The sequence below is a fragment of the Enteroscipio rubneri genome (assembly GCF_002899715.1).
Lineage (GTDB): Bacteria > Actinomycetota > Coriobacteriia > Coriobacteriales > Eggerthellaceae > Enteroscipio > Enteroscipio rubneri.
In genome coordinates this window covers 143,935-166,988 of the sequence record NZ_PPEK01000004.1, presented here as the reverse complement: position 1 = coordinate 166,988, position 23,054 = coordinate 143,935, and the positions used below count along the sequence as shown (strand labels likewise).

The window sequence follows — 23,054 nt, the reverse complement described above, 5'->3', positions numbered from 1 at the left end:
AGTACGTGGCCGAGAGCGAGTGGGGCTCGAGGCGCTATCTGGACGTGACTCTGCTGGAGGGGTAGCCGCACCGGACGGCGGGCTTATGAGGCTGTCGGAAAAGTGCGCAAGATTCTTGACGGTACCTTCTACCTTTATGCGAACAATTATATAAGCATCTGATAAAGTTACACGCAGAATCCCTGATCAACTATAATTTTATGGCAAGTTTAAAGCACCCCCCATGACCTATTCATTCCGAATGCGCCACAGAAGGAAGAACCGTGTTCCGGATTCTCGCATTCTCTTCCCACCATGCGCGCGACTCATCCGTCGGCGCCTTCCCGAAAAAAGACCGGACAGCGCACGAAGAAACGGGCCCCGAAATCAACGCCCTTTCGCGATTTCCGAAACGTCTCATCACAACAAAACGGAGCAGCCCGAAGACTGCCCCGTTCGCATAACACGCTATGCTGCCCGCGTCTTAGTGGATGGTGTTGCTCACATAGGGCGTCTTGTCCTTAAGCACGACGTCGTGAGCGCCGCCCTCGACGATGGACGTGGATGACACCACGGTGAGCTTGGCCTTCTGCTGCAGCTCGGGAATGGTTAGCGCACCGCAGTTGCACATCGTGGACTTCACCTTCGACAGCGTCAGGTCGACGTTGTCCTTCAGGCTGCCGGCATAGGGAACGTAGCTGTCGACGCCTTCTTCGAACGATAAGCCCTTCTTGTCGCCGCCCAGGTCGTAACGCTGCCAGTTACGGGCGCGCGCGCTTCCCTCGCCCCAGTACTCCTTCATATAGGAGCCGTTGATGTTCACCTTGTTCGTGGGGCTCTCATCGAAGCGGGCGAAGTAGCGGCCCAGCATGACGAAGTCGGCGCCCATGGCAAGCGCGAGCGTGACGTGATGGTCGTACACGATGCCACCGTCGGAACAGATGGGGATGTAGACCCCCGTCTCTTCGAAGTACTCGTCACGCGCCTTGGCCACTTCGATGACCGCTGTGGCCTGACCGCGGCCAATGCCCTTTTGCTCGCGCGTGATGCAGATGGAGCCGCCACCAATGCCGATCTTGATAAAATCTGCGCCCGCATCCGCCAAAAAGCGGAAACCCTCGGCGTCGACCACGTTGCCCGCGCCCACCTTCACGGAGTCGCCGTAGTGCTCCCGGATCCACTCAATCGTGAGCCGCTGCCAGTCGGAATAGCCCTCGGAGCTGTCGATGCACAGCGCATCGGCACCGGCCTCGACAAGCGCCGGCACGCGCTCGGCGTAGTCGCGCGTGTTGATGCCCGCACCCACCATGTAGCGCTTGTGGGCGTCGAGCATCTCGTTGGGATTCGATTTGTGGGAATCGTAGTCTTTGCGAAACACCAGGTACAGCAACCGATCCTCGTCATCGACGATGGGCAGAGCGTTCAGCTTGTTGTCCCAGATAATATCGTTGGCCTCTTTGAGCGACGTATCGGCAGGCGCGACGATGAGCTTCTCGCGCGGCGTCATGAAGCTGGACACCTTCTCGTCCATCGACATGCGCGACAAACGGTAGTCGCGACCGGTCACGATGCCCACCAGCCTACCGTGCGCCGAACCGTCCGCAGTCACGGGCATAGTGGAATGGCCGTGCTCCTCCTTGAGCGCCAACACGTCGGCCAGTGACATCTCGGGAGAAAGGTTCGCATCGCTCGTGACAAAGCCGGCCTTGTAATCCTTCACGCGCGCGACCATGGCGGCCTGGCTTTCGATGGTCTGGGATCCAAAGACGAACGAAAGCCCCCCCTCCGTCGCCAACGCGATAGCCATGCCGTCATCGGACACGGCCTGCATGATAGCCGACACCATCGGTATGTTCAGCGAGATAGCCGGCTCTTCGCCGCGCTTGAACTTCACGAGCGGCGTCTTTAGACTGACGTCGGCAGGGACGCACTCCGACGACGAGTGGCCTGGAACCAGCAGGTACTCGTTGAACGTGCGGGACGGCTCATCGAAATAGTAGGCCATGGGCTGCTTCCTCCATCTGCGGTTTGGCGCGATGCGCGGCATGTGTTCTGTCCGGTGCAGTCGACGCCACCCAGAAAACGCGCCCGTCAACCGCCCGTTGCTCACTTGTTACCGCTATTATAGCCACGGGACGCCCGCGCACGGAATGAATCCGAGGGAATATGGAGAAAACTCCGGCCGTCCTCACTGTCGTTTTCCATACTGTCAGATCGTGCGCGCTAGCCCATCCCCAACCACACCTGCACGATGGGCACGTAGCCCGCAACGAACACCACGATGATAAGCACCGGCAACGCGAAGCGCACGTAGCCACGAGCCCACCGGGGGAAACGCGCGCCCTCCCCCGTGTCGGCCTCGCGCAGAAACGCATCCCAACCCCAGCCGCGGCGCGAGGTGCAGAACAGCAGGAACACGAGCGCGCCCAAGGGCAGTACGTTGTTCGACATGAGGAAGTCCTCGATAGCCTGGATGTTGCCGATGCCCGGCACCTCCACGCCCGCCCACACGTTGAATCCCAGCACGCACGGAAGCGAGAGCGCCGCCAGAGCCAGACCGTTCACCAGGCACGCCTTATTCCGCGACCAACCCCACTCATCCATGCTGAAGCTCATGATGTTCTCGAACACCGCGATGACCGTGGAGAGCGCTGCGAAGCTCATGAACAGGAAAAAGAGCGTCCCCCACACCTGCCCGAACGGCATCTGCGAGAACACGCTCGGCAGCGTGATGAACACGAGTCCCGGCCCGCTGCCCGGCTCCACGCCGAATGCGAAGCACGCAGGGAAGATGATGAGACCCGCCATGAACGCCACGAGTGTGTCGAGTCCTGCAATGCGCAGAGCCTCACCGGTGAGGCGGTAGCGCTTGTCGATATAGCTGCCGAAGATGGACATGGAGCCCACGCCGACCGACACGGTGAAGAACGCCTGCCCCATGGCCGCGAACACCGCATCGGCGAACGTGCCCCAGCCGCCTTCGAACAGCTTCCCGAAGTCGGGCATGAGGTAGAACGCGAGACCCTCCTGGGCCCCCGGCAGCGTGACTGCGCGCACTACGAGCACGGCGAGCACGGCGAACAGCGCGATCATCATCACCTTGGTGATGCGCTCCACGCCGTTGCGCAGTCCAGCGCGCGTCACAAGAACGCCGATGAGCACCACAGTCAGCATGAACGCGACCATGAGCCACGGATCGGCCAGCAACGAGGTGTACACGCCTTCGACGCCGCCCGCATCCTGGCCTTCGAACATGCCCGCACCGCTGAACAGCATAAACGCGATCATCCATCCGGCCACGGTGGTATAGAACATCATGAGCAGGTAGTTTCCCGGCAAAGCAGCCCATTTGAAGCGATGCCATTTCGTACCCGCTGGCTCCAGCTCGTCGAAGCTGCGCGCGACCCCCTTCTGGCTGGCGCGTCCCACCGCGAACTCCATCACGAGAATAGGCAGCGCGAACACCACGAGAAACAGCAGGTACATGAGCACAAAAGCCGCACCGCCGTACTGCCCCGTGATGTAGGGAAAGCGCCAAACGTTCCCAAGGCCAATAGCGCATCCGGCGCTGATCAGGATGAACCCCAGCCGGGTTCCAAATTTCTCTCGAGCCATGTCCGCCTACCGTCGAAAAGCGCCTACCCCGGGCCTGACGACCCATCGGCCGCGGCCGACGGGCGCATGCTTGCAATGCGAGCAGTGTAGCGGAAAGGGCACCGGCTCGCCAGGTCTGCGAGAGAGAGGATCTAGCGCACCCATGCACGCACGACGGTCGCGCGGAAGCGGCGCCCGGCAAGGACGGGCACGGCATCGTCGCCGTCAGGCTCGGCAGCAAGCGCAGCGCCAAACTCGCAGCGCGCAAACCCGGCCCGGCGGGCGTCGGCTTCGAACTCCGCTGCGGACGGGGCGGCGCCGAATGCGTTGCCGACAGCGGCAAGCGCGCGGGCCTCCTCCGCCGGCAACGGCTCCTCGGCGAACACGCCCGCATGATGGAGGGCCCCGCCAGGCGCGAGCACGCGCGCGATCTCGCGCAGGGCCGCCTCACGATCCCACGCCAGATTGAGCACGCTGTTCACGAACACGAGGTCCACCGATGCGTCCTCGATACCTGCTTGGCGCAAATCCTCGAACGGCGCACGCCAGAACGTTGGGTCGATCGCGCCCGCAACACGGGCCCGACGCATCTGGTGCTCCGCCACGTAGGCGCGAGCAGCTTCAACATACGCCTCAGACGGGTCGACGCCCAGCACGGCCCCATCAGGCCCTACGAGGTCGGCGATCTTGCATGCCCCCTTGCCGCGGCGACATCCCAGGTCGAGCACGCTCTTGCCAACCAGCTGGTCGGGCAGCAGCATCTCGCAGCGACCGACGACATGCCCCTCGCGCGGCATGGCTTCGTAGTAGCAATCCCTCTCGGCATCCATCCGCATGCCTCCCTTCCTGGCGCGCTTCGATCGAAACAAGCGCGCAAGCCGGCGTCCTCGGCGAGTCCTGTTCCGCCAAACGCCCAGATGACCGACCGCACGGCAAACCCGTGCCGCACTCCGGCGTTTCGCGTTATGCGTTCTTCAAAAATGCCTCATAACCTTTGAACGCCTCGTAGATATCGGCTTTGCTGGTGACTTCCCAGGGAGCGTGCATCGAGAGCACCGCCACGCCAGAGTCGATGACGTTCATGCCGTACTTCGCGGGAATATAGGCGATAGTCCCGCCGCCGCCCGCGTCGACGCGGCCGAGCTCGGCGGTTTGGAACGACACGCCGGCATCGTCCATGATGCGGCGAATGCGCGCGACGTACTCGGCGGAAGCATCGTTGCTTCCGCTTTTGCCGCGCGAGCCCGTATATTTGTTGAACACGAGGCCATGGCCCAAAAATGCGCTGTTCTTCGTCTCGAACACGCTCGCGTACGCGGGGTCAAAGCCGGCGGATACGTCGGAAGACAGCATGCTCGAAGCGGCTAGCGCACGGCGCAGCAGCAACGGGCCGCCCTCGCCCACCAGCTCCATAATCTCCGCCATCGTGTTCTCGAAGAACTGGGACGCCATGCCCGTGGCACCCACGCTGCCGATCTCCTCTTTATCCACAAGCACGCACACCGCCGTCTTCTCCGGCGCATCGTCGAGCGCAAGCTGCGCCGCGAGCGAGGTGTAGGCGCACACGCGGTCGTCCTGCCCGTAGCCGATCACCATGCTCCGGTCGAAGCCCAGATCGCGAGCGCGCCCAGCCGGCACGGCCTCGATCTCGGCCGACAGGAAGTCCTCCTCCGTCATGTCGTACTTCTCCGCCAACAGCTTCAGCACGAACGCCTTCACCGGCTCTTTCTCGGCATCGCCATCATCGCTGCCCGCGGCGACGAGCGGCCGGTTGCCCACGAGGATATCCAGATCCTCGCCCTCCACGGCCTCGCTCGCCTTCTTGCCCATCTGCTTGCTCGCCAAATGGATCAGAAGATCGGTTACGCAGAACACGGGATCGCCTTCGTCGTCGCCCACGTTCACCTCGACCACGGTGCCGTCGGTCTTGACCACCACGCCGTGCAGTGCAAGTGGCAGCGCGACCCACTGATACGGCTTGATGCCGCCGTAGTAGTGCGTGTCCAGAAACGCGAGGCCGTTGGCCTCTGCAAGCGGATTCTGCTTGAGGTCAAGGCGCGGCGAGTCGATGTGCGCGCCGAGAATGTTCAGGCCCTCCGCGAGCGGCTTCTGCCCGATGTGCGCGAGCATGAGCGCCTTGCCATGGGCGAGCGCCCACACCTTGTCGCCTGTCGCGAGTGCGCGCCCATCGCGGACCGCCTCGTCGAGCGGGCGGTAGCCGCGCTCCTCGGCCTGCGCGACGACCGCTGCGGCGCATGCGCGCTCCGTCTTGTTGTCTGAAATGAAATCGATGTACTCGGCAGCCAGCTGTTCGAGCGCCTCGAGGTCGGCCTCGTCGTACTTCTTCCATGCCACGTCGCGTTCCATATGCTCGTTCCTTTCGTTCCAGCGGCTCTCGGCCGTCGTCCGCTGCGCAGGTCGAATTCCATTATCCACAACCAGCTCGAGCACGCCAGCCATTGAGACGTTTTTCCACCGCGCCGCAGCGCAGTCGTGACGAGGAGGAGGCGAAAGGCCTTCTCCTCGCTTGACGCCAAAGGATTCGATGCCGATCTCGCGTTTGGCCATCTTAGCATCGCAGACTGCGTTGGCGACGAGGCGGCCGCCGTTCCGCATTCGGGTTTCCTGTGTAGAAAACGCGCGGCTAAGGCCTGTTTCGCCAGACAATGCCTACTATTGACAGCGAGAAAACGACCGGGCGACGCTTGATAGTCAAGCGATCGTGCCAGCGAAAGGCATAGGACACGCATGCTCCAGCTCAACCGCATATGCAAATCGTACACGACGGCCGACTTCACGCAGACTGCGCTCGACAATGTGTCGGTGTCGTTTCGCGATAACGAGTTCGTGGCGATACTCGGCCCCTCCGGCTCAGGCAAGACGACGCTGCTCAACATCGTGGGCGGCCTCGACCACTACGATTCGGGCAACCTCATCATCGACGGCATCTCCACCGACGAGTACAAAGACCGCGACTGGGACGCCTACCGCAACAACCGCATCGGCTTCGTGTTCCAAAGCTACAACCTCATCCCCCACCAGACGGTGCTGTCCAACGTGGAGCTGGCGCTCACGCTGTCGGGCGTGTCGCGCGCCGAGCGGCACGACCGCGCCGTGGCCGCGTTGCAGCAGGTGGGCCTGGGCGACCACATCAACAAGAAGCCCAGCCAGCTGTCCGGCGGCCAGATGCAGCGCGTGGCCATCGCGCGCGCCCTTATCAACGACCCCGAGATCCTGCTGGCCGACGAGCCCACCGGCGCCCTCGACTCCAAGACGAGCGTCCAGATCATGGACCTGCTCACCGAGATCGCGAACGACCGCCTCGTCATCATGGTCACGCACAACCCCGAGCTCGCGGAGCAGTACGCCACGCGCATCGTTAACCTGTCCGATGGCGTCATCCGCTCCGACACCGACCCCTTCGAGCCCACCGCCGAGGACATGCACGAGAGCGAGAAGCCCGCGCGCCGTACGAAGATGTCGTTTTTCACGGCGCTCGCGCTTTCGTTCAAGAACCTCATGACGAAGAAGGGCCGCACGCTCATGACGGCGTTCGCAGGCTCCATCGGCATCATCGGCATCGCATCCATCCTGGCGCTGGCCAACGGCGTGAACAACTACATCAAGTCGGTCGAAGAGGAAACGCTTTCGGAGTACCCCCTGCAAATCCAGAGCACCGGCTTCGACATGACGTCCATGATGTTCGGCGCGGCGGGCGAAGGAGCGGAGGCCGCCGGCGACAACGGCGCCGAGGACCAAGGCGAAGACTCCGTGCACGTCGTGGAGATGGTGTCGAACATGGTGTCGAGCATCGGCTCAAACGACCTGGCCTCGCTCAAGAAGTATCTCGACAGCGGGGAGAGCAACATCGACCAGTACACGAACGCCATCGAGTACACGTACAACGTGGCGCCGCAGATCTTCAGCTCGAACACCGAGAAGCTGCGCCAGGTCAATCCCGATACATCGTTCTCCGCGCTGGGACTGGGCTCCTCCACCAGCTCGAACAGCCTCATGTCCATGTCGATGAGCACCGACACGTTCTACGAGATGCCGAGCGACCCGAACCTGTATCAGAACCAATACGACGTGAAGGCCGGACGCTGGCCCCAAAGCCATAACGAGGTGGTGCTCGTGCTCACCGGCAACGGCGGCATCAGCGACTTCATGCTGTACACGCTGGGCCTGCGCGACTCGGCCGAGCTCGACGACATGGTGAAGAAGTTCGCGGCCGAAGAAGAGGTGACCGCGCCCACCGACATGGAGGATCCCTCGTACGAAGATATCCTGGGCGTCTCGTTCAAGCTGGTCAACGCCGCCGACTACTACGTCCACGACGACGAGTTCAACGTGTGGAAAGACAAGACCGACGATACCGACTACATGCGCAATCTGGTCGAGCACGGCGAGGACGTGCATGTGGTGGGCGTGGTGCAGCCACGCGAAGACGCCGCCGCGACCATGCTGAGCTCGGGCATCAACTACCCCTCATCCCTTACCGACTACGTCATCGACCAGGCCGCGAACAGCGCCATCGTGAAGGACCAGCTGGCGCACCCGGACACGAACGTGTTCACGGGCAAGTCCTTCGACGAGGAGGACGAGGAGGGCAGCGATTTCAACATGGACTCCTTGTTCACCATCGACGGCGATGCCATCCAAGCGGCGTTCACCATCGACCAGAGCAAGCTGTCCGTGGACATGTCCAACGCCCTGAACCTGCAGGGCAGCCTGCAGAACATGCCCGCCGCCCCCGAGCCGAACATGGACGAGATCGCCGGATCGCTCAACATCGACCTGCCGGTCAATCAGGTGAGCGCGCTTATGTCCAACCTGATGGAAGGCTATGCAGCCTATCTGCAGCAGTTCTACGCCGCCAACACCCCCACCATCCCCAACCCCGACTACGATGCAAGCGACCCCGCATCGAGCCCCGTCATCCCCAATCCTGCCTATGACCCCGATGCCAAACCGCTTTCCGCACAGGAATGGCTGAACCAACCTGCCGTGCAGGGGCAGATTATGGCCGGCGTACAGGGCATGGTCGACCAGGACGCCCTTAAGGCCCAACTCGCCACCGCCCTGCAAGGCTACGTGCAAACCACCATGACCACCTATATGACCGCCATGGCAAGCGAGCTGCAATCGCAGGTGACCACTGCGCTGCAGCAATCGATGAACCAGATGGCGAACAACATGGCGTCGGCCATGAGCATCGATCCCGACAAGTTCAAAGACGCCTTCCAGATGAACATGACCGAGGAGGACCTCGGCGAGCTGATGATGTCGCTCATGAACACCGAGGAGGCCTCCTACGACAACAACCTGAAGAAGTTGGGCTACGCCGACCCCAACAAGCCGGGCGGCATCGACATCTACCCCATCGACTTCGAGAGCAAGGAAAAGGTCATCGGCATCCTCGACGGCTACAACGATCGCATGACGGCCGACGGCCAGGAAGACAAGGTCATCACCTATACCGACTTCGTGGGCACGCTCATGTCCTCGGTCACCGACATCGTGAACATGATCAGCTACGTGCTGGTGGCGTTCGTGGCCATCTCGCTCGTGGTGTCGTCCATCATGATCGGCGTCATCACCTACATCAGCGTGCTCGAGCGCAAGAAGGAGATCGGCATCCTGCGCTCCATCGGCGCGAGCAAGGGCGATATCGGCCGGGTGTTCAACGCCGAGACCATCATCGTGGGCTTCACCGCCGGACTGATCGGCGTGGGCGTGACCGCGCTCTGCTGCATCCCTGCGAACATCATCATCTATTCGTTGTTCGACGTGGCAGACGTGGCCTCACTACCGTGGCAGGCCGCCGCAATCCTCGTGGGCATCAGCGTGCTGCTCACGTTCCTAGCCGGCCTCATCCCCTCGAGCGCCGCCAGCCGCAAGGATCCTGTGGAGGCGTTGCGCAGCGAATAGCGGGGGCCACCGCCTTCCTTCAGATCGCAACGGCACGACTCGTGGCCAGGGCGGCTTCATCGCTCTGGCCGAGGCTTTCCAGCAAGGACTCGGCCAGAGCGCAATCCGCGAGCACCCAGACGCGGTCGCCCTGAGATAGGAGGGTGTTCCTACTCGGCTTCATGACGATGCGGGCGCTGTGCTCGAACGCCACCACCAAGCTGCCGTAAGCGTCCTTGAAATCGATCATGGCGATGGTCTTTCCGCGAAACTCGGAGGTCGGCCCCAGTTCGAACGAGAAGCAGCGTGTTTCCCGGGGAGCCCGACCGCTGCCCAGGTAGCGCTCCAGCGTCACGCTTTCCGCCTCGTCCTCGTCTACCATGTCGTCCTTCAGCAGCTTCTGCAGATACCAGTCCACCTCGTCTTCCGTCCCCAGAAATGTGAGCAGGTCGCCTTCGCGAATGCCCAGGGGATCGTTCGGGTCGTTGATGCGACGCCCCAGCTCTTCCTTGGAAAGGCGCGGCACCAGCTCCTCGCCCACCAGGTGCCCGTTCCGCTCGATGGCGATCAGGTCGAGGTTGAAGGCAATGCCGAAAAGATAGTCAGCCGAGCGGATGAGCCCGCGCCCGCTCTTCCGTCCCGTCGCGGCCACCTGCGCAACGTAGAGCTGCCGTTCCACCCAATTCACATGCTCTTCGTCATCGAGCTCCGCCCTGCGCTCGTCCATGACGCTTTGGTTCAGATTGCCAAGGAAGGCGGATTCCATCCTCAGGAACCCAGCGTGAACGGCGCGCGATCGGGCAAGAGCGGTCGCCAGGAGGAAGGCCAGCAGGATCAGCCACCACGAGAGCACGCCTTCCAAAACGTAGACGATGTAGACGAGGGCCATGCTGGACACGGCGACACTCACGAGCGTGAGCGCCACGAGCATCGCCTGCTCGCGCCGCGCGCCCAGCCACAACAGCCTGAGCTCGCCCTTTCGGCTCCCGTAGAACAGGTTCGCCATGAACGCCCCCGTCACGAGAATGCCAGCCACGGAAAGCGCGATACCGAGTGCGGGTTCGGACACGTACCCCCTCAGCAGCGGCTTCACAACTTTGGAAAGCACTTCGGCCGAAGCGACCGCCGCGATCGCAACCATCGCGATGCGCAGCGCCCAGCGCTTGGCGTACTCGCGCTTCCCCGAAGCTCCTCTGTCGTCCGACGACGGCTTACGGTATTCCAGTCGATCGAGCAGCGGCTGGGGCAGCAGCCTGACGAGAAGCCGGTAGACTCCTTCGGAATGTTTGATGTAGAAAGGCGTGGTGAGCGTCGTGACAACCGATACCGATACGATGACGGGATACAGGAAGCCGTCCATCACCCCGAGCGATACCCCAAGCGACGCGATGATGAAGGAGAACTCTCCCACCTGCGACAGGCTCAATCCGCACTTGACCGCGGTCTTGAGCGACTGGCCCCCCAATAGCGCGCCCAATCCACTGAACAGCGGCATGCCCACGAGCACCACGAGCGCAATGACGGCGATGGGCGCGACGTTCTCCGCTATCTGGGACGGCGAGACCATCATGCCCACCGAAACGAAGAAAACCGCTCCGAACAAATCTTTGACCGGCTTGAACAGGACCTCGACTCTATGGGCGAGCGCGGTTCCCGCCAAGATGGAGCCGGCAAGAAACGCTCCGAGCGCCGCAGAAAACCCGATAGCATCGGCCACCAGCACCATGACCAGGCACAGCGCGACAGCCACGGTGATGAGGATCTCGTCGCTGAGCGCCCGTGCGACCCGCCTGAGCGCACTCGGCACCACGAGAACGGCCAGCACGAACCACACTATAAGGTACAGCGCCATCTGCCCGATATCGCGCGCCACTTCGCCACTCTCGGCAGTGCCGACGGCGATGGTGGAGAGCACCACCAAGAGGAAGACGGCGACGATATCCTCGGTTACGAGCGCCCCGAGCGCCAGTTCGGCGAACCGCTTGCCCTTCAGGCCGAGTTCGTCGTATATCTTCGATACGATCATGGTCGAGGATATGGACATCATACCGCCCAAGAACAGGCTCGTGTAGGACGACCATCCGAGCAGCGCCCCCACTGCCATGCCGGTCATCATCATGCAGCCCATCACGACGACGGCCACAACAAACGCGCCTTTGCCGATGGTGGACAGCCGCACGATGCTGAATTCGAGCCCCAACCCAAACATGAGGAAGATAACGCCGATCTCCGACCAAGCCGCGATATCTTCCGCGTCCCCAACATTGGGAATCCAACCGATCGCGGGGCTGATCAGAAAACCCGCAACGACGTAGCCCAGCAGCACCGGCTGCTTGACGAGCTTGCAGATGATCGTCGTAACTGCCGCGGTCGCCATAAGAAGGGCCAGGTCGACCACGAGTTGGGGAATTGCAACCATGCCGCCCTCCCTTGCGCATGACGTCGACCCCGCCGCACAGCGCGGACGACGGCCCACCCGACGGCGACCGCGAGCGCCGTTCGCCCGTATTGTACCCCATCAGGAAGCACCTCGCCTGCGCTCCGCCGGACTGCAAGGTACGGGTAGGTGCACGAGCAACAGATCAGACAACCGCGAACAGGGCGGCGAACACCGCCCGATCGTGCTAAGCTGGCTTCACCGAAAGAAGGAGGAGGATCGCATGTATCGCAACATCATCGTCGACAAGCGCGACGGAGCGCTCGTCATCACGCTCGATCGGCCCGAGGCGCGCAATGCGATGTCGGTAGAGCTCCAACAGGAGATCACCCAGGCGCTCGACGAGCTGGAAGCCGACCCCGATCTGCGAGCGGGCATCATCGCCAACACCGGCCCCGTGTTCTGCGCCGGCGCCGATCTTAAGGAGATATCCGAGGGCGTGTGGGACACGCCCCACGCACCGGACGGCACCGACTACGGCTTTGCGGGCGCGACCAAGCGCTACATCGAAAAGCCGCTCATCGCAGCGGTCAACGGCAAGGCGGTGGGCGGCGGCCTTGAGCTTGTCATGGCGTGCGATCTCGTCGTGGCCAGCGACGATGCGATCTTCTGGTTCCCCGAGCCGCGCCGAGGGCTCACGGCTGCCGGCGGAGGCTCGCTGCTGCGGGCGGGCCAGCAGCTCACCGTGAAGCGCGCCAACCAGCTGCTGCTGCTCGCCGAGCCCATCAGCGCCCAGGAAGCGCTCGACTGGGGACTTATCAATTTCGTCGTCCCCGGCGACCACGTGCTCGACAAGGCGCTGGACATGGCAGGCAAAATCGCGCTCGGCGCCCCGCTGGCCATCCAGTACACGAAGCGCACCGTGTATGAGACCATGGGATATCCTCCCGTCTATCCCAACGAAGGGTGGGACATCCTGGAGCAGTACGAGAAGTTCACCGTGGAGAGCCGGGATGCGCACGAGGGCTCGACGGCCTTCGTCGAGAAGCGTCCGCCCCGCTGGGAGGGACGGTAGCAAGGCTTGAACAGCCAAGCCGCCCGACTCGACGGCAGCCCAATCACGCGCATGTGAACGTTATGCGAATCGTGACAGCTGCATAGATTATCCCCTTGCGCGCCGTTTGCGCTCGGAGTACAATAGTCTTATTGAGATTGATTCTCATTAAGATACGACGAGACCGGCACGATGAGAAGGAGCCCCACACATGAAAGTACGTTCCACCGCCCCCACCGCCGAGAACTCCACGAACATGAACGGCTTCGGCACCTGCGAAGTCGGCACTACGCTCGAGAACCTGAAGGCTGCCATCTCCGGCGAAACGGGCGCCTCCGCGAAGTACGCCGCATTCGCCAAGGCCGCCAAGGAGCAGGGCTACGACCAGATCGCCCGTCTGTTCGAGGCCACCAGCGCTGCCGAGCAGATCCACATCGGCCTCGAGTATGCACTCGTCGCCGAAATGGAGCCCGGCTTCGAGAAGCCGACCGCCCCTGAGGCAGAGGGCGCCCAGACCGATCTGAACCTCATCTCAGGTGCGCAGGGAGAGATCTTCGAGACCTCCGACATGTATCCGGCGTTCATTGCAAAAGCCCAGGAGGAGGGCAACGCGAAAGCTGTTCAGGTGTTCACCCGTGCCAAGCTGGCCGAGTCCGTGCACGCCGAGCGTTACCTGGCCGCGTATAACGACCTGGACGCCGCCGACGATGACGTGTTCTACCTGTGCCCTGTTTGCGGTTACATCCACAAGGGCGAAGACTTCGAGAAGTGCCCCATCTGCTTCTGCCCGAAGGCCTCTTTCAAGGCATTCTAGGCGTCAAGCCGATTTTGCGCTCGAAGCGGCGGCCTTCCCGGCTTGCCGCTTCGCCTGCAGAACGACCGCCCGATTCGGGCGGTCGTTCTGCATTTGGGACGTGCACCCGGTTGGATCACGCCAGAGCATGGTTTCGGTCATCGCATGGTGCCGGAAGCCGCCCGCACTTCTGGCTGGCATCGGACACAAACGGAGCTGACCTCCTTGCACTCGCACGACATGGCACGGGTGCGCTATCATGATGTTTTCAACCGAAAGAAGGCTTGCATGGAACCGAAGCGGAATCGGCAGGAACCTGCCTCCCCTACCATCGACGGCATCCTCGCACACAACCGCACGTTCGTCGAGCGCCGCGAGTTCGAACGCTACGCCACCGACAAATACCCCGACAAAAAGCTTGCCATCGTATCCTGCATGGACACGCGCCTCACCGCGCTGCTGCTGGCGGCACTCGGGCTGAAGAACGGCGACGCGAAGATCATCAAGGTGGCCGGCGCCGAAGTGGCGCACCCCTTCGGCAGCGTGATGCGCTCGCTCTTGATCGCGGTGTGCGAGCTGGGCGTGGAAGACATCATGATCGTGGCCCATACGAACTGCGGCGCGCAGCACATGAGCGGCAAGGAGATGGTGGCGAGCATGGAACGCCTCGGCGTCACGCCCGAGCGCATCGAGCTGGCGCGGCACTGCGGCATCGACTTCGACCGTTGGCTCGCCGGCTTCGGCGACACCGAAGAGGCCGTGCGCAAGAGCGTCGATATGGTGCGAAATCACCCCGTCATGCCCCCGCACGTGCGCGTGCAGGGCTTCGTCATGGACTCCGTCACCGGCCAGCTCGCCCGTGTGGCCTGCTAAGCTGGAACCGGCGGGACGCCTGGCGACGCAAGCGCAAAGACGCATGTATCACTCAAGGCCGAATCGAGTTCGGGAGGTCGGGGAAGCAACCAGTATCCTCTTCGAAGCTCCCTTTACCCCTTCGCCTTCAGAGCGTCGGTCATGTGGTTGAACGCGGCATCGCTGAAGCCTTCGCTGTAGGCACTCGGGATGACCACGGTGCCGCCGGACCCCTTCACGCTCTCGTAGAGCAGGTGCATCGTGCGCAGGCGCAGCGCGACGTCGTTTTCCTCATAGACGTGCGCGGCATCCACGAGCATGGCCGAGATGTCCTTTTCCACCTCGGCCAATACCATGCGCGCGTTCTTCTCGCGCTCGGCCTGGGCTTCGGCGGACATGACCTCCTGCAGCTCCTGCGGGATGACGATGTCGCGGATCTCCACCGAGAGCACGGTGATCCCCCACGACGACGTGCGCTCCTCGATGATCTCCTGCAATTCCTGGTCGAGCTGGTTGCGGCGAATGGCCACCTCGCTCACGCTCGCGCGCCCGATGGCGTCGCGCAGCGCGGTTTGAGCCGCCAGCGATACCGAGTTGTAGTAGTTCTCCACCTCGAGGCACGCTTTCTCGGCATCCCACACCATCCAGAACAGCACCGCATCCACGTTGATGGGCACAAGATCGCTCGTGAGTGTTTCCTCTGCGCCGAAACCGGTCACCATGATGCGCTGATCGGCCTTGAGGGCGGTCTGCTCGATGAACGGGATGGTGAAGTACAGCCCCGGTCCTTTCGTACGATTGAATCTTCCGAAGCGCAGCACGACCACCTTCTCCCACTGCATGGCGATGTGGATGGTCATGACCGCCAAGCACGCGAGTGCAAACGCCGCTACGACCGCCCAAACGTCGAAGCGCCCGGAGATTGCGAAGCCCCCGGCTACCACTGCAGCGAACACCACGGCGAAAACGAATGCCGAGAACGCGAGCGGCCCGTTCTGGGACGTCCGTCTATCTGTTCTGGAATTGTATTGCTCGATGGAGAACGGCCTGGGAGCCGTCGCCTCAATCGGCCTTTCCCCTTTGCGATTTCTCATACAAGCCTCGTCTCATGCTCTCGCCCGCGTCAGCCTCCTGCTGGATACGATGGACAACGTCGATCATCCGCAGCATCACCTCGTCGATCGTCATGCCCAGCGATAAACAGCGCCGGATGCTCTCTTCTATTTCGGTATCGACGATCGAGCGCACGTCGTCGGCCGCCCGATCGCCGATGTCGCGCACGAATACGCCACGACCGCGAACCGACTCCACGTAGCCATCGTGCTCGAGGTTGACGTACACCTTGCTCACCGTGTTGTAGTTGATAGCCGCCTCGGCGGCGAGCGTGCGCACACTCGGCAGCTGATCGCCGGGCTGGTAATGACCCGTCTTGATGAGGTAGACGAACCGGTTGCGCAACTGCACCCACACGGGCAGACCGGATGATTCGTCTATCTCGAACAACGCCATGCGCATTCCCCTGATCGTTTATCTCGTACCGTCTTCGGCCGCTTCGCCGAATAACCGAGGCCTTCATTCCGGCCAGCGCGCCCACGTCGCGCTCGCGGCGGCGGCTACGTTCCGCATTGTACAAGAAACGGGCCGATCCTCCACGACGGGATGCGCAACTTCAATGCGTTTCAATGCGTTCCCGACCAAATCACGCAGAAGCGCAGCGCCAACCCGCCCAGGATGCACAGCACGTCCACCGGCAGCAGCTTGAACGACCGGCCCGAAACCGCCATGAGCGTCTCCACCGACAGGGGCGCGAGCACGCCCATGCCCACCACGACGACGAGGAACCACCCGCCGAAGACCTCGCCTCCCAGCAGCATCCGAAGCGACTCGCTCGCCGAAGGGCTCAGGAACGCGGCAAGCACGAACGCCGCCAGCGCAACCAACTCGAGCGCGAGCACCGCCAGATGGACGCGATGCAGGCCGGCTATCCATCGGTCGAGCAGCCACCAGTCGCATACGAACGGCGCCGCGATGAACATCACCGACAGTCCGGAAGATGCCGACGAGAGCGCGAACAGCACAGGTATGGCGATGTTGTTCCACAGTGCGACCGCCTCCATGCACGCCACGTACACACCGGTATACGTCATGAGGCACACCGACGCGACGATACAGGCAACCTCGGCTATCTTGCGGGCGCGGGCGTGCACGAAGGGAACGTAGAACAGGTTCGCCACGACGAGAAAACCTCCGACGATCAGGCTGGCCAGCAGCGTGTACGAGCCGAAGGAGAGAACGGAGGTGGTGGGCTGCGTGAACAGCAGGTAGGCGAACTCAGGTCGGCCCAGATCGAGCAGCAGGCACAGAGCCGCCACGCACAGCATCGCAAAGCCTGCCACGTAGCAGCGCGTCATGAGGGATTCGAACGCGCGGGTCTGGCTGAGCGTGCGATCGAGCGAGCGATGGAACGCGAGTGACCATGCAGAGGTCGCACCCAGCACGCCTGCGCCGCATCCGCCGAGGAACAGGTAGAAAATCACGAGCGCCCCGATCATGTCCGTCCCTCCTCTCGTCAGACGCTTCGTCCATGATAGGGCCTTGCCTCGGCGCTGCCTAGCACTCGTTTCGCGCGAAGACCTGCTTCTCCTCGTCGAATGCGATACCGAAGCGCCGGGCGTAACGCGCGCACAGCCCGAACGCAAACGCTCCTACGCCCCGGTAGTAGTCCGAATCGGCGTTCTTCTCGACGGCGTAGCGCCACACAGCCAGCCACGGCAGCACATGCTCAGCCAAAAACGCCTTCTGCTCGTCGGCGGCCACGCGAGCCGCATCCTCCTGACCGTCCGCGAGGGCATCTGCCTCCACGCCGCAAAGATGCCCCATGAATCCCAGCATCAGGCCCAGATGATCGTCGGGCTCTGCGTGGAGCCGCTCGATTTGCAGTCCGCGACGTCGGTACGCCGCGCGCACCTCGAGCGTTTTCTCGCCGAACATCTGGCTGTTCGGTTCCAGGTAGAACGATTCCCAGCATGGGGCGTCGGGCGTGCCCGCGCCCACGAACAGACGGAACCACTCGCGTTTGAGGCCGTGCACTCGCTCATCGAATGCCCTGCATCCGTCGGCGTCCGACACCCGGGCCGCCTCGACGCACCAGGCGTCCAGGCATGCCAGCCCACGTTGCACATACGCGTCATCCATGCCGTACGGCGCAGCCTCGAACAAGCGCTCTCGAACCTGAGCGGCCACCTCTTCGGTGTCCGGCTCGCAGTACAGCAGCCGCGAGGCCTGCGAGAAGCAGGCCCCTGCGGCAGCGAGCTGCTCCTGATCGTATTCGGTCGTCATCACAGCCTCCTGCCATCGGGCGGAGGGCGCCGGACGAATTGGGAGGGAACCTCTCGTCCGACGCCCCGACCGCCCGTCATGATGTTAGAGTTCTTCCTCCAGGTTCACGAGCGCGCCCGTGCCGCTTCCCGTTTTCTGTGCGTTGCGGTGGGGGTTCACGATCAGGTTCGGACCTGTCGAGTTCACCGGAAGCGGCTCGACTTCAACGTCGCCAGCTCCATAGAGAGCCTCCATGTCCTCTCGCGTGCCGAAATCGAGCGCGCGCATGGGACAGGCGGTCACGCAGATGGGCTTGCCGCCGGCCGCCACTTCGTCTTTGCACATATCGCACTTGATGACCAGACCCGACTCCTCGTTGAAGGACGGCGCGTCGTAGGGGCATGCGGTGACGCAGGCCTTGCAGCCGATGCACGACTCGGCGTCGACCCATACGATGCCGGTATCCTCGTCTTTCTGGATGGCGCCCGTCGGGCAGTTGCCGAAGCAGGCGGGTTCATCGCAATGGTTGCAGGCCACGGACATGAAGTAGCCGAACACGCCGCTGGGTACGTAGCTGCCGGCCTCGTTGAGCTCCCAGGCGCCTCCCTGGTAGTTCAGCACCTTGCGGTACAGGTTGTTCGCCGGCAGCTTGTAGGTTTCCTTGCACGAAACCTGACAGGTCTTGCAACCGGAGCACTTGTTCGAATCGAAGTGGAACGCGTACTGAGCCATGATGCACCTCCCCTATTCCTCGATGCCGACCGGCATAACGATGGGCCGGTTCTTGTCGGGCTCGAGCGTGATATTCCCCGTGTACTTCTCCACCTGCACGAGCGTGCCGGTCCAGGACTGCGAAGCCTGTCCAGATGCCTTGGGCGCCTGCAGGATGTTCGGGTCGCCGCCCATATCGATGCCGGTCGCCTCGTCGATCTGGATCCAAGCGCCATCCTGCAGCGCCACCGATCCGGGGACGAGCGTAGGCATTACCTTTGCCGGGCGCAGCACCTGCCCGTGAGGACTGGTCATAAGCACCAGATCGCCGTTCTTGATGCCACGCGCCTCGGCGTCCACCGAGCTCATGAAGCATTCTTGCGGGAACGCCTCGCGCAGCGACACCACGTTGTCGTTGACCGTATGGGCGCGGCGCAGCGAATGGGGCGTCCATAGCAGCAGTGGATACTCATCGGTCTGCGTGCCCTGGCCTTGCTCCGGGTCGCCGATCTGCCACTTGCCGATCGGGGAGATTTGCGAGTAGCCGAGCGAGTTCACGATGGCAGCCAGCGTCGGGCAGTAGATCTCGAACTTGCCCGTCGAAGTAGGTAGCGGATTGGCCGCGGGATCGGCGAAGAACGCGCTCCACGGCACACTCGTCAGCTTGTCGCCCTTCGAGCGCTGCGCCTTGTAGCAGCCCTTCTCCTTCAGCTCGGCCACGGTCATGATACCCTCTTGCGGAGCGCCCTCGACGCCGAGCGCGTCGATGTCCTCCTGCGTGATGGTGAGCAGCGGCTGGTAATCCATCGTCGCGCCGTCGACCAGATAGGCCGCACCCGCAAGCGAAGCGTATGTGCGCTCCTCGTCGGTCATCGTGTTGGCAGCCTTGGGATCGAGGTCGAGACGTTTGCACAGCTCTTCGGCAATGTATCCTTCAGGCTTCGACTCGTAGAGCGGCTCCATGATCCTATCGGCCCAGAATACCGTCTCGGAGTTGTTGGTCCAAGCGAGGTTGCCCTTCTCCCACCACGTGGCCACGGGCAGCACGATGTCGCAGTACTGGCGCGATGGATCGAAGAACGGATTGGCGCCCCACACGAAGTCGACCTTGCGGAACACCTCGATGCCTGCGTTTGCATTCGGCAGCGAGTTCAAAGAGTTCTCATAGCCGCCGCTGTAGATGTGATGGATGTCGAGCGGTTTCTTGCCGCCCGGCCAGATATCCCGACCATAGGCGCCGTCGAGGATGGACTGCCAGCATTCGGTGAAGTCGATCTTCTCCCACGAACCGGGATCTTGAATCTCGGCGAAATTGGGCGTGACCATGAGCGAAGGCGGCGTGAGCGGATTGACCGGGTTCTTCTGTGCGCCGTTCGAGGAATCGCCCGCAGTGACATAGGGGGCTCCCGACATGCCCTCATGAAGCCCGACCCACGAGGCGTAGTTGCCCGGCGTGCCCATGCCGCCGTGCATGAACGCGAGCGTGTAGAACACCTGGGCGAACATTTCACCCGCGGGTATCTTCGTGGTCGACTGACCTGCGAAGAAGTTGACGTTTTCGGCACCGGCAAGCTCCTCCGCGAGTTCGCGGATCCGCGCGGCCGGCACGCCGCAGATAGCTTCGGCCCATTCGGGCGTCTTCGGTTCACCGTCGTGCGTGCCCAGCACGTAATCCTTGAAGTTGTCTTCGGCAGGAGCGCCCTCGGGCATGTGCTCGGCGTCGAACCCGACGCAGTACGTATCGAGATACTCCTGATCGAACAGATTGTTCTCGATCTGATGATAGGCCATGCCCAGACAGAACGCCGTATCGGTGCCGGGACGGATAGCCACCCATTCGTCGGCCACCGCTTGTGCGGTCTGGTTGAGCCATGGATCGACGATGATGATCTTGCCGCCCTGCTGACGAGCATAATCGAGCTGGTAGGTGGTGTTGCCGCCCTTGTTCGCCATCCAGTTGCAACCGAACAGGATGTGCAGATCGCTGTCGGCCACGCTCAAGGCGTCGGGAGCCGCCAGCATACCGCCCGTCATGAACATCTCGGGGAGCGGCCACGAGCCGAGCGAGACGGTACCCAGATCGTGATGCACCGCGCCACCGAGGAGGTTGAACATGCAGACGACCGGATCGAAGTACGTGTCGCCGATGTCGTCATATGCCGCGCACAGAATGGCCCTGTTGCCGTACTGGTCGAGGGTCTTCTTGATCTCGGCCGCGATATAGTCGAGCGCTTCCTCCCAGCTAATGCGCTCCCATTCGTCCTTGCCGCGCATCTCGCCGTTCGGATTATCCGGGCTCCAGCCCTTGCGCTTCATGGGATACTTGATGCGCGCCGGAGACATCATATTGCTGATCTGGGCGCGACCGCGCGGGCATGCACGCCGCTGCGGCACCTCGATCGTGTCTTCATCCTGCTCGTCGGTGCGGATTCTCAGCGGAACGCCATCCTCGACGTACACCCGCAGCAGACAGCGCGAAGATCCGCAGCTGCAGTTGTTCATGCACGCGCCGGTCTTCCATTCGCCGGCAGCTTCGGACCCCTGCTGGCCTCCTCCGGATTCGCCTCCGGATGAAGCGCAGCCCGTGAAGCCCACGAGCGCCGCCGCTCCAGCCGTAGCCGTTCCCCACTTGACGAAACTTCGCCGCGTCAATGTCGTGTCCACGTCTGACCCCCTCTAGATCGCGTCCGGGAGACGCCCCCTGATCGAATCGTCCCCCCGACAATTCCAACCACGACACGGGAAAGATCAGTGCATGTGACACCGTCATATCTTCATATGATACCTTCCCCTGCGGCCATACTATCACCCGCCTCTAGGACAGTCAACGCAAATACCCTGCTTGTACTATCTATTTTAAGGATAATATCGAGTTGATCATGCCAAATTTTGGCAGTGAGCAGCGCGTTTTCAAACCCATTGCCAACCTTTCTATACTATGATAGTATGACAGCATCCATCGACCAAAGGGGGTTGGTCATGAGGTTTCTAATCGCGCTCGTTGTTGCAGTCGCGTTGCTTGCGGTATGCGAACGACCCTTGAAGCGCTATCCCGGATTGTTCTATGCGCTATCCGCCGCACTCGTCGCCCTGTACTTTTTCGGATCGGCATCCAACGCAACGGGCGGCCTCTGGCCGTACTTCCTACCGCTCGTGCAGCGTTGCGCACTGGCCTTCGTGCTTTTCTCTATCGTCATGTTCGCAGGCGCGCTTGAAGACTCCTCCCGTTTGAGGCTTCGAATCATGGCGGTCAGAAGGCAGCTTTCCGTAATGGCGTGCATCTTCGCCGTCGGGCACATCGCCTTCTACGCCGCCTCGTACGTGCCTACCATCGCCGCGACGCCTACCGTGAATCTAGCGCTGTCGCTGGCTCTCGCCACGGCGCTCGTTGCACTCATGGCTATCCTGTTGGCCACGTCGCTGCTGGCGGTCAAACAGCGTCTCAAGCCGTCCGCTTGGAAGGGTGTCCAGCGTCTCGCCTATCCGTTCTACCTGCTCATGTACGTGCATCTGGCCCTGCTTCTGCTGCCGTCGGCCCTGTCCGGCAAGGAGACGGCCCTGGTGAGCCTAAGCGTGTACACCGCCGTGTTCGCCTGCTACGCGATACTGCGAAGCAGGCGGGCGCTGCAACGGCATGCATTGGCGAGAACAGTCGCATCGCAGTCGCGTACCGAAGCTTCGTAACGTCCGAGAACGAGGCTCAAGCCCGTGGCAGCTTGTCGAGCGCACCTGTTTCGAACACGGTCGCACCGTCCAGCGACGAGATGCGCGCGCCCAGCACGCGACCATCATCGACAAGCATGCGCCCCGTGCATTTAGGAAACCCGCCGCGCTGACGAAACACCGCACCGGGGCAGATGAGCAGATCGGCCGGGCGCGCTTCCTTGCCTGTAAGCAGCTCGGGAACATGGGTGTGACCGTGTACGAGCACCTGCGGTACGGGATCGCCCGGCGCGACGCCTCCGCCGCCCGCGAAACTGATGCGCACATCTCGTGGGTAGTGCGCCACGAGAAAGCGCACACCGTCGATGACGGGTCGAGCGAAACGTTGGACGGAGGAGCCGTACTCGTCGAAGTCGTTGTTGCCGAGCACCGCTATCGTAGGCGCGAGTTCCGAGAGTTCGCGCAGAATGGAGGGCCCGCCGATATCGCCTGCGTGGATGATGTAGTCGACGTCGGCCATGGCCGCCAGCGCCTCGCTCGGAAGCTTTCCATGCGTGTCGGAGATAATGCCGATCGTGGTCAAAGCCGGTCTCCTTTCGTGCGGGGCGTATCCCGTTCTTGTGCGCTCATCATCTGCTCGCACGCATCTCAGTATAGAACAACAACTCGCGCATGGCATTCCCTTGCACCGGTCCTACGGCGCGCAAGCGCGATCGGCGATGAAGATGCAAGCCGCCTTCGAGCGCAAGCCGTCGGAGCAGCACGGACATGGGAAACGACCGCGCGACGAGAAGAAACGGCGG

The 23,054-nt window shown here is 62.5% G+C and carries 17 protein-coding genes; 5 read left to right on the top strand and 12 right to left on the bottom strand.

The features are described 5' to 3' along the window. Positions 1-463 precede the first annotated feature (463 nt). The 4 genes from C2L71_RS05590 to C2L71_RS05575 form a co-directional block, all read right to left on the bottom strand. On the bottom strand, positions 464-1,984 hold the full coding sequence (locus C2L71_RS05590) for an IMP dehydrogenase (protein ID WP_103264788.1): 1,521 nt from the start codon (positions 1,982-1,984) through the stop codon (positions 464-466). Positions 1,985-2,202: 218 nt separating this feature from the next. Then, positions 2,203-3,594, bottom strand: coding sequence for a sodium-dependent transporter (locus C2L71_RS05585; protein WP_103264787.1), 1,392 nt, complete (start codon positions 3,592-3,594; stop codon positions 2,203-2,205). Positions 3,595-3,725: 131 nt separating this feature from the next. Further along, positions 3,726-4,403, bottom strand: coding sequence for a methyltransferase domain-containing protein (locus C2L71_RS05580; RefSeq protein WP_239926397.1), 678 nt, complete (start codon positions 4,401-4,403; stop codon positions 3,726-3,728). 133 nt (positions 4,404-4,536) lie between these two features. Then, the gene (locus C2L71_RS05575; RefSeq protein WP_103264805.1) at positions 4,537-5,940 is read right to left on the bottom strand and encodes an aminopeptidase; all 1,404 of its coding nucleotides are present in this window, start codon (positions 5,938-5,940) and stop codon (positions 4,537-4,539) included. Between the two features lie 381 nt (positions 5,941-6,321). On the opposite strand from C2L71_RS05575, the gene C2L71_RS05570 reads away from it, so the two are divergent. After that, on the top strand, positions 6,322-9,504 hold the full coding sequence (locus tag C2L71_RS05570) for an ABC transporter ATP-binding protein/permease (protein ID WP_103264785.1): 3,183 nt from the start codon (positions 6,322-6,324) through the stop codon (positions 9,502-9,504). Between the two features lie 19 nt (positions 9,505-9,523). Here C2L71_RS05570 and C2L71_RS05565 read toward each other — a convergent pair whose 3' ends face one another. Further along, complete coding sequence (locus C2L71_RS05565; RefSeq protein WP_103264784.1) at positions 9,524-11,902, bottom strand: cation:proton antiporter; 2,379 nt, start codon at positions 11,900-11,902, stop codon at positions 9,524-9,526. Between the two features lie 241 nt (positions 11,903-12,143). Here C2L71_RS05565 and C2L71_RS05560 point away from each other — a divergent pair, with 241 nt between their 5' ends. The 3 genes from C2L71_RS05560 (at position 12,144) to C2L71_RS05550 (ending at position 14,580) form a co-directional block, all read left to right on the top strand. Further along, positions 12,144-12,935: an enoyl-CoA hydratase-related protein gene (locus C2L71_RS05560; protein WP_157938930.1), complete on the top strand. Its 792-nt coding sequence runs from the start codon at positions 12,144-12,146 to the stop codon at positions 12,933-12,935. A 190-nt stretch (positions 12,936-13,125) separates the two neighbouring features. Further along, positions 13,126-13,728: a nigerythrin gene (gene ngr / locus C2L71_RS05555; RefSeq protein ID WP_103264783.1), complete on the top strand. Its 603-nt coding sequence runs from the start codon at positions 13,126-13,128 to the stop codon at positions 13,726-13,728. Between the two features lie 267 nt (positions 13,729-13,995). After that, positions 13,996-14,580: a beta-class carbonic anhydrase gene (locus C2L71_RS05550; RefSeq protein ID WP_103264782.1), complete on the top strand. Its 585-nt coding sequence runs from the start codon at positions 13,996-13,998 to the stop codon at positions 14,578-14,580. Between the two features lie 113 nt (positions 14,581-14,693). Here C2L71_RS05550 and C2L71_RS05545 read toward each other — a convergent pair whose 3' ends face one another. From C2L71_RS05545 to C2L71_RS05520, 6 genes are all read right to left on the bottom strand, one after another. After that, complete coding sequence (locus C2L71_RS05545; RefSeq protein WP_103264781.1) at positions 14,694-15,653, bottom strand: slipin family protein; 960 nt, start codon at positions 15,651-15,653, stop codon at positions 14,694-14,696. Beyond that, positions 15,622-16,068: a GntR family transcriptional regulator gene (locus tag C2L71_RS05540; protein ID WP_103264803.1), complete on the bottom strand. Its 447-nt coding sequence runs from the start codon at positions 16,066-16,068 to the stop codon at positions 15,622-15,624. Before C2L71_RS05540 ends, C2L71_RS05545 begins: the two co-directional genes overlap by 32 nt. Before the next feature lie 170 nt (positions 16,069-16,238). Further along, positions 16,239-17,111, bottom strand: coding sequence for an NrfD/PsrC family molybdoenzyme membrane anchor subunit (gene nrfD, locus C2L71_RS05535; protein ID WP_103264780.1), 873 nt, complete (start codon positions 17,109-17,111; stop codon positions 16,239-16,241). A gap of 58 nt (positions 17,112-17,169) precedes the next feature. Beyond that, on the bottom strand, positions 17,170-17,898 hold the full coding sequence (locus C2L71_RS05530) for a TorD/DmsD family molecular chaperone (RefSeq protein ID WP_103264779.1): 729 nt from the start codon (positions 17,896-17,898) through the stop codon (positions 17,170-17,172). A gap of 84 nt (positions 17,899-17,982) precedes the next feature. Further along, a complete protein-coding gene (locus C2L71_RS05525; protein ID WP_103264778.1) occupies positions 17,983-18,609 on the bottom strand; it encodes a 4Fe-4S dicluster domain-containing protein in 627 nt (208 codons plus the stop codon). 12 nt (positions 18,610-18,621) lie between these two features. Continuing rightward, positions 18,622-21,252: a molybdopterin-dependent oxidoreductase gene (locus C2L71_RS05520; protein ID WP_103264777.1), complete on the bottom strand. Its 2,631-nt coding sequence runs from the start codon at positions 21,250-21,252 to the stop codon at positions 18,622-18,624. 315 nt (positions 21,253-21,567) lie between these two features. On the opposite strand from C2L71_RS05520, the gene C2L71_RS05515 reads away from it, so the two are divergent. Next, positions 21,568-22,272 (top strand): ferric reductase-like transmembrane domain-containing protein, encoded by a 705-nt coding sequence (locus C2L71_RS05515; protein WP_103264776.1) that lies wholly within the window; start codon positions 21,568-21,570, stop codon positions 22,270-22,272. A gap of 16 nt (positions 22,273-22,288) precedes the next feature. On the opposite strand, the gene C2L71_RS05510 is transcribed toward C2L71_RS05515, so the two are convergent. After that, positions 22,289-22,834 (bottom strand): metallophosphoesterase family protein, encoded by a 546-nt coding sequence (locus C2L71_RS05510; protein WP_103264775.1) that lies wholly within the window; start codon positions 22,832-22,834, stop codon positions 22,289-22,291. Between the last annotated feature and the right edge of the window lie 220 nt (positions 22,835-23,054).

What these genes read in the sequence shown, in the direction of transcription:
- C2L71_RS05590 (WP_103264788.1), bottom strand. Translation starts at nt 1,984, where the DNA reads ATGGCCTACTATTTCGATGAGCCGTCCCGCACGTTCAACGAGTACCTG.
- C2L71_RS05585 (WP_103264787.1), bottom strand. Translation starts at nt 3,594, where the DNA reads ATGGCTCGAGAGAAATTTGGAACCCGGCTGGGGTTCATCCTGATCAGC.
- C2L71_RS05580 (WP_239926397.1), bottom strand. Translation starts at nt 4,403, where the DNA reads ATGGATGCCGAGAGGGATTGCTACTACGAAGCCATGCCGCGCGAGGGG.
- C2L71_RS05575 (WP_103264805.1), bottom strand. Translation starts at nt 5,940, where the DNA reads ATGGAACGCGACGTGGCATGGAAGAAGTACGACGAGGCCGACCTCGAG.
- C2L71_RS05570 (WP_103264785.1), top strand. Translation starts at nt 6,322, where the DNA reads ATGCTCCAGCTCAACCGCATATGCAAATCGTACACGACGGCCGACTTC.
- C2L71_RS05565 (WP_103264784.1), bottom strand. Translation starts at nt 11,902, where the DNA reads ATGGTTGCAATTCCCCAACTCGTGGTCGACCTGGCCCTTCTTATGGCG.
- C2L71_RS05560 (WP_157938930.1), top strand. Translation starts at nt 12,144, where the DNA reads ATGTATCGCAACATCATCGTCGACAAGCGCGACGGAGCGCTCGTCATC.
- ngr (WP_103264783.1), top strand. Translation starts at nt 13,126, where the DNA reads ATGAAAGTACGTTCCACCGCCCCCACCGCCGAGAACTCCACGAACATG.
- C2L71_RS05550 (WP_103264782.1), top strand. Translation starts at nt 13,996, where the DNA reads ATGGAACCGAAGCGGAATCGGCAGGAACCTGCCTCCCCTACCATCGAC.
- C2L71_RS05545 (WP_103264781.1), bottom strand. Translation starts at nt 15,653, where the DNA reads ATGAGAAATCGCAAAGGGGAAAGGCCGATTGAGGCGACGGCTCCCAGG.
- C2L71_RS05540 (WP_103264803.1), bottom strand. Translation starts at nt 16,068, where the DNA reads ATGGCGTTGTTCGAGATAGACGAATCATCCGGTCTGCCCGTGTGGGTG.
- nrfD (WP_103264780.1), bottom strand. Translation starts at nt 17,111, where the DNA reads ATGATCGGGGCGCTCGTGATTTTCTACCTGTTCCTCGGCGGATGCGGC.
- C2L71_RS05530 (WP_103264779.1), bottom strand. Translation starts at nt 17,898, where the DNA reads ATGACGACCGAATACGATCAGGAGCAGCTCGCTGCCGCAGGGGCCTGC.
- C2L71_RS05525 (WP_103264778.1), bottom strand. Translation starts at nt 18,609, where the DNA reads ATGGCTCAGTACGCGTTCCACTTCGATTCGAACAAGTGCTCCGGTTGC.
- C2L71_RS05515 (WP_103264776.1), top strand. Translation starts at nt 21,568, where the DNA reads ATGAGGTTTCTAATCGCGCTCGTTGTTGCAGTCGCGTTGCTTGCGGTA.